The following is a 1,901-nucleotide window of genomic DNA, read 5'->3' as shown; positions in this document are numbered from 1 at the left end:
CAACGTCCCTGCACAGCACACCTAGGGGCTGACGGTGAAGGCGGCCGGCTTGCTCTCCAGCGTGCCCAGCCGGGCCACCAGCTGGTACTGGCCGGGCTTCACCGCCGCGCCGGTGACGCAGTTCTTCGACGACGTCGTGCCGCCCCACTTGATGAAGTAGTTCAGCGTCTCGCCGGGCACGATCTTGCGGTCGAACTTGGCCGCGGACGCGTCCGCGCGAGAGCTGCAGTCGTCCGACGACCACACCTTGGTGGCGCCGGACAGGATCTTCAGCTCCTGCTCGTTCGAGCCCACGTCACGGCGGCAGGCCGCGTTCGAGGTGTTCTTGACGACCAGCCGCATCGACGCGAACTCACCGATGCGCACCGCGCCGTCGGACGGGACCGCGGTGACCGTGAGCGCCGAGTCGGGGCACGCCGCCGCGGCCGACGTCGAACCGCCAGCCGGCTGCTGCGGGGCCGCGGTGGCCGAGTCGGGTGACTCCTGGCTCGGTGACGTGCCGGCCGAGCCGACCCCGGATTCACCGGGGTCGGTGGGGCTGGCACCGGCTGCCGGTGAGGCCGCGCTGGCCGAGGGCACACCGGCGAGACGGGCCTCGTCCGCGCCCGATCCGCGAGTGATCAGGCATGACGCGGCCACGAGCAGAATCAACAGGGCCGGCACGATGATGAGCAGGCGCCGACGCCAGTAGACGCTGGATGGGTGGGGTCCGACCGTCCAGTTCATGGTGTCCGAACCGTATCGCCCCGTGGCTCGTCGCGTGTGACGGCACGCCGCAGGTCTCAACCTGACGTGGAGACAATCACAAGCTCAGGGCGTCCAATACCATCACTTCCGATGTCCGAGACACGCTTCGCCGCCCTCGTCCTCGACTGGTACGACGAGAACGCCCGTGACCTACCCTGGCGCACCGACGACGCCACCCCGTGGGGTGTCCTGGTCAGCGAGATCATGCTCCAGCAGACGCCGGTGTCACGCGTCCTGCCGGTCTGGGTCGAGTGGATGGAACGCTGGCCCACCCCGGCCGCGATGGCCGCCGACGAGCCGGGTGAGGCCGTCCGCCGGTGGGGGCGGCTGGGGTATCCGCGCCGGGCCCTGCGCCTGCACGAGTGCGCGGTGGCGATCACGACGCGGCACGGCGGCGAGCTGCCCACCGACCTCGACGAACTGCTGGCGTTGCCCGGCGTCGGGGCGTACACGGCGCGCGCGGTGGCGTCGTTCGCGTACCGCCAGCGGCACGCGGTCGTCGACACGAACGTCCGGCGGGTGCTGAGCCGGGTCGTCACCGGGGTCGCCGACTCGCCGCCCGGGTCCGCGGCGCGCGATCTGGCGCTGGCCGAGCCGCTGGTGCCCACGGACGCCGCGGTCGCGGCGCGGTACGCGGTGGCCGTGATGGAGCTGGGAGCGCTGGTGTGCACGGCGCGGGCACCACGATGCGCCGACTGCCCGGTCGTGGCCGACTGCGCCTGGTTCCGGGCCGGGAAACCCGCGTACGACGGCCCGGTGAAGCGCCCGCAGGGGTACGCGGGCACCGACCGTCAGGTACGAGGGCGTCTCCTGGCCGTCCTGCGCGACGCTGAGGGCCCCGTGCCGCAGGCGGCACTGGACGTGGTGTGGCACGAGCCCGTGCAGCGTGCACGCGCCCTGGACGGGCTGGTGACCGACGGCCTCGTCGACCCACTCCCCGACGGCCGCTACGCCCTCCCCAGCGCCCGCTGAGCGGCCCTCCCTAGCGCCCGCTGAGCGCTCCCCGGCGCGCCGGGGAGCGCCAGGGCCGCCGCGCGCTGAGCGCCAGGGCCGGCGACGGCTTGCCGGGCCTACGACGGGTTTCCGGCCCTTCCCCGGCCGAGGTAGGCCTTGGATTCATATGGTCGTGGCAACACTCCTGTATCGGAGTGACG

2 protein-coding genes are annotated in these 1,901 nt (G+C 72.8%); one reads left to right on the top strand and one right to left on the bottom strand.

Going from position 1 to position 1,901, the window contains the following annotated elements; genetic code table 11:
- Window positions 1–21: 21 nt before the first annotated feature.
- Window positions 22–726 (bottom strand): hypothetical protein, encoded by a 705-nt coding sequence (locus tag ABD437_RS40485; protein WP_344654302.1) that lies wholly within the window; start codon window positions 724–726, stop codon window positions 22–24.
- Window positions 727–837: 111 nt separating this feature from the next.
- Between ABD437_RS40485 and ABD437_RS40480 the strand changes: the two genes are divergently transcribed.
- The gene (locus ABD437_RS40480) at window positions 838–1,719 is read left to right on the top strand and encodes an HhH-GPD family protein (RefSeq protein ID WP_344654301.1); all 882 of its coding nucleotides are present in this window, start codon (window positions 838–840) and stop codon (window positions 1,717–1,719) included.
- The last annotated feature ends 182 nt before the right edge of the window (window positions 1,720–1,901 follow it).

The organism is Cryptosporangium japonicum (assembly GCF_039524755.1).
Taxonomy (GTDB): Bacteria; Actinomycetota; Actinomycetes; order Mycobacteriales; family Cryptosporangiaceae; genus Cryptosporangium; species Cryptosporangium japonicum.
The sequence above is the reverse complement of the archived record's forward strand: the minus strand, read 5'-3'. Positions and strand labels throughout refer to the sequence as shown.